The 1,181-nt window shown below is 66.1% G+C and carries 1 protein-coding gene; it reads left to right on the top strand.

All coding sequences use genetic code 11. The features are described from left to right. Nucleotides 1-1,181 (top strand): DesA family fatty acid desaturase (locus QTI33_RS35045; RefSeq protein WP_286511351.1); only part of this gene is annotated, 1,181 nt, incomplete at both ends.

Below are 1,181 nucleotides of genomic sequence, written 5' to 3' on the forward strand. Positions count from 1 at the left end.
GCCGTCCTGAGCGCGGCCATCGACTGGCTCGGAAACGGCTTGTGGGACCTCACGTGGTGGCAAGTCGTGCTGTACACGCTCGTCACCACGCACATCACGATCGCGGCGGTCACGATCTTCCTGCACCGGACGCAAACGCACCGGGCCATGGACCTGGGCCCGATCCCCTCGCATTTCTTCCGCTTCTGGCTCTGGCTGGGCACCGGCATGGTGACCAAGGAATGGGTCGCCATCCACCGCAAGCACCACGCCAAGTGCGAGACCGTGGACGACCCGCACAGCCCGCAGGTCAAGGGCATCGACGAAGTCATGTGGCGCGGCGCCGAGCTGTACCGCAAGGAATCGAAGAACAAGGAAACGATGGAGCGTTTCGGCCACGGCACGCCCGACGACTGGATCGAGCGCAACCTGTACACCCGCTACAGCTGGCAGGGCGTGGGCCTGATGCTGATCCTCAACGTCGCCCTGTTCGGGATGCTGGGCCTGACGGTCTGGGCCGTGCAGATGCTCTGGATTCCGTTCTGGGCCGCCGGCGTCGTCAACGGCATCGGCCACTTCTGGGGCTACCGCAACTTCGAAGCCACCGATGCCAGCACCAACCTGATCCCCTGGGGCATCATCATCGGCGGCGAAGAGCTGCACAACAACCACCACACCTACCCGACCTCGGCCAAGTTCTCGGTCAAGAAGTACGAGTTCGACATCGGCTGGGTCTACATCAGCCTGATGCAGAAGATCGGCTGGGCCAAGGTCAAGAAGCTGCCGCCCAAGATGCTGATCGGCGACGTGGTGCCGGTGGCCAACGAGAAGACCCTCGAGGCCGTGATCGCCAACCGCTACGAAGTCATGGCCGGCTATGCGCGCGAGATGCGCCGAGCCACCCGCGACGAGCTGGCCCAGCTCAAGGCCAAGGGCGCCGACCTGTCGGTGCTGAAGGCGGCCAAGACCTGGCTGCACCGCGACGACGACAAGGTGCCGGCCGACGCCCGCTCGAACCTGGTCCAGGCCCGTGCGGCCCACCCGGTGCTCGACAAGATGGTGACCATGCGCGAAGAGCTGCGCCAGCTGTGGCTCAACACCTCGCATTCGCGCGAGCAGCTGGCCGCCGACCTGGCCGCCTGGTGCCACCGCGCCGAGGCCAGCGGCATCGCCGGCCTGCGCGAGTTCTCCACCCGCCTGCG

Source organism: Variovorax davisae (genome assembly GCF_030316845.1).
Classification (GTDB): domain Bacteria; phylum Pseudomonadota; class Gammaproteobacteria; order Burkholderiales; family Burkholderiaceae_C; genus Variovorax; species Variovorax davisae.